Genomic DNA, 6,295 nt, shown 5'->3' with positions numbered 1-6,295 from the left:
GACACCGTCAGCAGAATCAGCACCGGCAGCAACAGGAACACCCACAGCGGGCGATACGGCGGCCGGCGCAACACGACTGCGCCGGCCAGCAGGCCGCAGCAGCAGGTCAGGTTGATGAATTCGTACATGTTGCCCCACGGCACCCGCGCGGAGGCCAGGCCGCGCAGCACGATGCAGGCCAGCAGGAACCCGATGCCGACGTAGACCAGGGTCAGACCGCCCCGCCCGAGGCGTTCGTCGAACTGGCGCCGCGGCGGGTGCGCTACGACGCCGGGCGTGGCGCTGTCGGCGGCAACTCCGACCGTGACCAGCTCTGGGTCGATTCGCCGGCTGCGAGCATAGGCCAGTTCGGCGGCCAGCAGCAGCAACGCGATGACCAGCACCACCACCGACGAGGTGAACGCCCAGTCGGAGGCTCGCGCCAGCCCGACGTGGACGTGGGTGGTGATCATCTGACCTCCTTGCCGGCCGTCACCACCGGCTGCGTCGTGACGGTATCGAGTCCGGCGACCAACCGGACTGTCAGGCGTTCGAACTGGTCGCCCCAGCCGGAGTTGTCGGTGCGCGCCAGGCCGCCCAGCTCGACGTTCACCGTATCGGGCGCGCCCGCGGGCGCGAGCCGGACCCAGACCCGTCGTCGTCGCACCAGCAGCGACACCAGCAGCCCGGCCATCATCGTGATCGCCGACACCAGTACCCAGATTTGCCCGGGATCGTGAGAGACCTGCAGGTTGACGAACGGCACTGCGCCGTCGAAGCGCACCACGGTGCCGTCTTGGGCCAGCCGCACTTGTTCGCCGCCGCGCAGGTTGACCCGTGCGACCTTGGTCAGCCGGTGCTGCTCGATGAGCCGGGGATCCAGCGTGTAGAGCGACTGCGGCCGCCCGGTGTCCAGGCCGGTGTCACCGACGTAGATGTCGACGGCGACCGCGGGGGCGTTCAGCGCGGGGAACCTCGACGACAGCAGGGTGCCGTCGAGCTGCTCGGTGGGCGCGAGCAGTCCCTGGATCGCGAGCTGGTGTTTGCGACGCTGGGTGGGGTCGGGATAGCTGCCGGCCGGCGGGTCGATGCGGGCCACTCCCGACGACAGCATGGTTCGCGGGTTGTCGGGTCGCCACTGCACGGTCGAGCTGCGGGTCTGCCGGTCCGGGAATGTCACCGTGAAGGTCGGCGCGTAGCCGTGGCCCTGCAGATATATCCGGTCACCACCGGTGCGCAGCGGATGGTTGACCTCCAACCGGTACGGCCGCCACCGGTCGGCCGTCAGATCGCGGCCGGTCTGGTAGTCGATGTCGGCGGCGAACGAGGTCGCCTGCCCGGACGCCAGATAGTGCGCCTGAAAATTGTTGACGCGGATGCAGATCGGATGAAGTGAGGTGCCGTCGACGGTGTTGCCGGCGCGGAACGAATCGAATGCGGCCGGCGACGCCGAGCAGAAGCCGGGACCGCCGTCGGCGATGACGATCACGTTGCCCTCGTAGCCGAACAGCTTGCCGACGGCCACCGCGACCAGCAGGCCCACCAGCGCGAAGTGGAAGACCAGGTTGCCGAATTCGCGCAGGTAGCCCTTCTCGGCGGAGATTTCGTTGCCACGAATGGTTTTGCGCCAGCCGCGCAACCTGTGCGCGATCGTCGCCGCGACGTCATCAGGTTCGCCGGTGATCGTCGCGCTGGCGTGTTTGGGCAGCCGGCCCAGGTTGCGCGGCGCGGGCACCGGGGTGGCGCGCAGGCTGCGGACGTGTTCGATCATCCGCGGGGTCAGGCAGCCGACCAGCGAGGTGAACAACAGCACATAGATCGCGGTGAACCAGAAGCTGGAGAACACCTCGAACGCCTGCAGTCGATCCAGCCACGGCCCGATCAGCGGATGGGCGGCCAGATAATCGTCGACCTTGCCGGCGTTGAGGCTGCGTTGCGGCAGCAGCGCGCCGGGGATCGCGCCCAGCGCCAACAGGAACAGCAGGACCAGTGCGGTGCCCATCGAGGTCAGCGCCCGCCAGGTGTTGCGGGCCCAGGCGAGCAGCCGCGGGGTCATATCGGCAGCCTCACGTCGGACACCAACGCGTCGCGCAGCCACGCCGCGAAGTCGCTCCACACCCCGGTGAGCAGCGCCGCGCCGACGACGATCAGCAGCACGCCGCCGAAAATCTGCAGCGCCCGGGTGTGCCGGCGCAGCCAGCCCAGCCCGGCCACCGCCGCGGCCGATCCGAACGCCAGCAGCACAAACGGCACACCCAGCCCGAGGCAGTAGGCGATCACCAGGACGATGCCGCGCGCCACGCTGGCACCGTCGGTGGCCGAGGCCACCGTGATCACCCCGGTCAGCGTGGGCCCCAGACACGGCGTCCAGCCCAGCGCGAACACCGCGCCCAGCAGCGGCGCGCCGGCGACCGTCGACAACTGCCGCGGGGTGAACCGGGCCTGCCGCTGCAGGGCCGGAACGAACCCGACGAACACCAGACCCATCGCGATGGTCAGCGCCCCGCCGACGCGCTGCAGCAGTAGTTGGTTGGTGATCAGCGTGGTGGTCATGCCGAGCACGGCGACGGTGCCGAGCACGAACACCGCGGTGAACCCGGCGACGAACAACGCCGCCGACCCGGCGACCCGCCACCGCGCGGCGGGCGGCGCCTTGATCGCACCGGGCGCCGGCGTCTCGTCGACGCCCACGACGGCGGCCAAATATGACAGGTAGCCGGGCACCAGCGGTACCACGCACGGCGACGCGAACGACACCAGCCCGGCCAGCAGGCACACCGCCAGCGCCACCAGCAGCGGGCCGGTCGCGGCGATCGCGGTGAACCCGGTGCTCACTGCGGTCCCGGCGGTGCCTGGTCTTCTGCCGCGATCCGCTGCACGACGGGCTGCAGGTCCTCGGCGAGCAGTTCGCGCAGGAAGACCGCGGCGACCCGGTGTTGGCGGTCGAGCACCAGCGTGGACGGGATGACCGTGGTCGGGTATTTGCCGCCGAACGCGATCATGGTGCGCATCGCCGGGTCGTAGATGGACGGGTAGCTCACCTGCCGGTCGGTGACGAAGTCCTGCGCGGCCTGCCGGTTGTTGTCGCGGACGTCGATGCCCAGGAACGCGACGCCGCCGGCGCGGGTGGCGTCGTACACCTGTTGCAGCTGGGTGACCTCGGCGCGGCACGGCCCGCACCACTGGCCCCAGACGTTGATCACGACGACCTTGCCACCGAAGTCGTCGACGGACAGCGTGTGTGCCGGGTGCATCAGGTCCGATCCGGCGACCGGTCCGGGCCGGCCGCGGTGTTCGGGCGGGTCGTAGAAGATGTCGGTTTTCCCGCCGGGCGCGACGAACTCGAAGGTGCCGCCCTGCGCGACCGCGTCGTCACCGTGCGAACAGCCGGCCAACAGGCCGACCAGCAGCGCGCCGACGATCGCCAGCCGGCGCATGGTCAACGGCCGCCCGGTTCGGTATACAGCACGTCGGCCAGGCGGTCGCCGTCGTAGACCAGCGAGGTCACCGACGCGACCGCGCATTGTCGGCGCGTCGGGTAGTGCCAGAGCCGTTTGCCGGTCAGGTACAGCCGCAGCGTCCACACCGGCAACTGGTGGCTGACGCAGACGGTGTCGTGGCCGGCGGCCCGGGCCCGCACCTTGTCGACCGCGGTCGCCATCCGCGCGGCGATCTGCGCGTACGGCTCCCCCCAGGACGGGGTGAACGGGTTGCGCAGCTGCCACCACACCCGCGGGTCGCGCCACGCGCCGTCGCCCGGGCCGAGACGTTTGCCCTCGAAGAAGTTGGCCGATTCGATGAGGTCGGGGTCGGTGTCCACCGGCAGGTCGTGGCGCGCGGCGATCGGCGCGGCGGTCTCCTGTGCCCGTTGCAGCGGGGAGGCGATCACCGCGACGACGTCGCGGTCGGCGAGCGCGTCGGCCACCGCCTGCGCCTGCCGATTTCCCTTGTCGGACAGGTGAAATCCGGGCAGTCGCCCGTACAGCACGCCGTCGGGGTTGTACACCTCGCCGTGGCGCACCAAATGGATTCGGGTGTGCTCGGCCATCAGGGTTTCGCCTCGCTTGCCGCCGCGGCGGCGGTGGGTAGCGCGGCGGCGATCCGCTCGAACGCGGTGTCATCGAGGGCCGCCGAGACGAACCACGCCTCGAAGGCGCTGCATGGCGGATAGACGCCCGCGTCGAGCAGGGCGTGGAAGAACGCCGGGTAGCGCCAGGTCTGGGTCGCGCGCGCAGCCGCGAAATCGGTCACCGGCGCCTCCGCGAAGAACACACCGAGCATATTGCCGGCCCGCGGAATCTGGTGCGGTACATCGGCATTCGTCAACGCATCGGATAGCATCACGGCGAGCCGGTCGGCGTTGGCGTCCAGCGCTGCATAGACCGTGTCATCGGCGGCCCGCAGCGTCGCCAACCCGGCCGCCACCGCCACCGGGTTGCCGGACAACGTGCCGGCCTGATACACCGGCCCGAGCGGTGCCAGTCGCTCCATCACCTCGGCACGCCCGCCGAACGCCGCGGCCGGCAGCCCGCCGCTCATCACCTTGCCGAACGTGAACAGATCGGCGTCCACCGGATCGATTCCGTACCAACCGCTTCGGCTGACCCGGAAACCCGTCATCACCTCGTCGACGATCAGCAGCGCGCCGTTCTCGGCGGCGACCGTGCGCAGCGCGGCGTTGAATCCGGCTGCGGGCGGGACGACGCCCATGTTGCCGGGGCTGGCCTCGGTGATCACCGCGGCGATCTCGTCGCCGAACCGCGCGAATGCCTGCTCGACGGCGGCAATGTCGTTGTAGGGCAACACGATCGTGTCCGCAGCGGTGGCGCCGGTGACGCCCGGCGAGGACGGCAGCCCCAGCGTCGCCACCCCGGACCCGGCGTCGGCCAGCAGCGCGTCCACGTGGCCGTGGTAGCAGCCGGAGAACTTGACGATCTTGGCGCGGCCGGTGAACCCGCGGGCCAGCCGCACCGCGCTCATGGTGGCCTCGGTGCCGGAGTTGACCAGGCGGATCCGCTGCACCGGTGGCATCCGGTCGATGATCTCGGCGGCCAGCTCGGTCTCGGCCGGGGTCGGGGCCCCGAACGACAACCCGGTGGCGGCGGCCTTGGCGACGGCGTCCACCACGGCCGGGTGGGCGTGGCCGAGGATCATCGGGCCCCACGAACAGACCAAATCGACGTAGCGGTTTCCGTCGGCGTCGGTGAGCCAGCAGCCGTGGGCCTCGGTAATGAAGCGGGGCGTGCCGCCCACCGCCTTGAAGGCCCGCACCGGGGAGTTCACCCCGCCGGGGGTCAGCGCGCAGGCGTCATCGAACAGCTTCGCCGAGATAGCCGTACCGTGCACGTTCACCAGTGTCCCAGCCTTCGCATCACCCTCGACTACAGGGTGTAGTTATGAGTCCGCTTGGCGAGCGTCACGCCAGCGTGGCATCCGGCGCCGAGCGTCACGCCAGCGTGGCGTTGGGCGATCGAGTGGGGCCGTGGGGGTTGAGATCGGCGGCGGGCACCGAGTTGGATAGCGGTATGCAGCTACCCCAACGACTCGCCCGGTTCAATCGACACGTCACCAACCCTGTCCAGCGGATGTGGGCCGGCTGGCTCCCGCCGTTCGGGATTCTCGAGCACGTCGGGCGGCGCTCCGGCAAGCAGTACCGGACCCCGTTGAACGTGTTCAACGCCGAGGTCGACGGAAAACCCGGCGTGGCGATCCTGCTGACCTACGGCCCGGACCGGGACTGGCTGAAGAACCTCAATGCCGCCGGCAACGCACGGATGCGCCGCAATGCCAAAACCTTCGGTGTCACACAACCGCGGACCGTCACCAAGGCCGAAGCGGCGTCGCATGTCAGCGGCGCCTGGCGGCCGATCTTCGCTCGGCTGCCGTTCGAGCAGGCGGTGTTGCTCACCAAGGCCGGCTAGCGCATGCAGTTCTCGGAGCGACGAGCCCGGTTCAACCGGCGGGTGACCAATCCGCTGTTTCTGCCGATCAGCGGCTGGCTACCAATGTGGTCGATCGTCGAGCATGTGGGGCGGCGGTCTCAGAAGACCTACCGCACCCCGGTCTCGATGTTCCGCACCGACGACGGTGTCGCAGTGCTGCTGGTGTACGGACCGAACCGGGACTGGGTGAAGAACCTGCAGGCCGCGGGTGGCGGGCGGGTTACGTTGTACGGCAAGACCTTTGACGTCACCGATCCTCGCATTGTCCCGACGAGCGAGGCAGTCGGCGCGTTGAAGTCACCGTGGCGCCAGCTGCTGGGATCCGCCGGGGTGGAGTCGACACTGTTGCTTACTGGCGCATAATGCACCCACAG

At 69.8% G+C, this 6,295-nt stretch carries 7 protein-coding genes and 1 pseudogene; 2 read left to right on the top strand and 6 right to left on the bottom strand.

Annotated features, from left to right (window positions below; genetic code table 11):
- The 6 genes and pseudogenes from ACRDTL_RS08050 to hemL form a co-directional block, all read right to left on the bottom strand.
- Positions 1 to 452 (bottom strand): annotated as a pseudogene (locus ACRDTL_RS08050) (c-type cytochrome biogenesis protein CcsB); the annotation flags it as partial.
- Entirely contained in the window at positions 449 to 2,035 is a 1,587-nt protein-coding gene (gene resB, locus ACRDTL_RS08045; protein WP_431506179.1) for a cytochrome c biogenesis protein ResB, read from the bottom strand. The pseudogene ACRDTL_RS08050 and the gene resB, both read right to left, overlap by 4 nt.
- Complete coding sequence (locus tag ACRDTL_RS08040; protein ID WP_431506178.1) at positions 2,032 to 2,814, bottom strand: cytochrome c biogenesis CcdA family protein; 783 nt, start codon at positions 2,812 to 2,814, stop codon at positions 2,032 to 2,034. Before ACRDTL_RS08040 ends, resB begins: the two co-directional genes overlap by 4 nt.
- Entirely contained in the window at positions 2,811 to 3,416 is a 606-nt protein-coding gene (locus ACRDTL_RS08035; RefSeq protein WP_431506177.1) for a TlpA family protein disulfide reductase, read from the bottom strand. Before ACRDTL_RS08035 ends, ACRDTL_RS08040 begins: the two co-directional genes overlap by 4 nt.
- Positions 3,417 to 3,418: 2 nt before the next feature.
- Positions 3,419 to 4,027, bottom strand: coding sequence for a histidine phosphatase family protein (locus ACRDTL_RS08030; protein WP_431506176.1), 609 nt, complete (start codon positions 4,025 to 4,027; stop codon positions 3,419 to 3,421).
- Entirely contained in the window at positions 4,027 to 5,334 is a 1,308-nt protein-coding gene (gene hemL, locus ACRDTL_RS08025; RefSeq protein ID WP_431506183.1) for a glutamate-1-semialdehyde 2,1-aminomutase, read from the bottom strand. Before hemL ends, ACRDTL_RS08030 begins: the two co-directional genes overlap by 1 nt.
- A gap of 170 nt (positions 5,335 to 5,504) precedes the next feature.
- Here hemL and ACRDTL_RS08020 point away from each other — a divergent pair, with 170 nt between their 5' ends.
- Together ACRDTL_RS08020 and ACRDTL_RS08015 are read left to right on the top strand one after the other, a co-directional pair.
- Positions 5,505 to 5,900 carry a nitroreductase family deazaflavin-dependent oxidoreductase gene (locus tag ACRDTL_RS08020; RefSeq protein WP_431506182.1) on the top strand — a complete coding sequence of 132 codons (396 nt, stop codon included), beginning with the start codon at positions 5,505 to 5,507 and terminating at the stop codon, positions 5,898 to 5,900.
- Between the two features lie 3 nt (positions 5,901 to 5,903).
- A complete protein-coding gene (locus ACRDTL_RS08015) occupies positions 5,904 to 6,284 on the top strand; it encodes a nitroreductase family deazaflavin-dependent oxidoreductase (protein ID WP_431506175.1) in 381 nt (126 codons plus the stop codon).
- The last annotated feature ends 11 nt before the right edge of the window (positions 6,285 to 6,295 follow it).

The organism is Mycobacterium sp. (genome assembly GCF_050700595.1).
In the GTDB taxonomy this organism is placed as follows: Bacteria; Actinomycetota; Actinomycetes; order Mycobacteriales; family Mycobacteriaceae; genus Mycobacterium.
The sequence above is the reverse complement of the archived record's forward strand: the minus strand, read 5'-3'. Positions and strand labels throughout refer to the sequence as shown.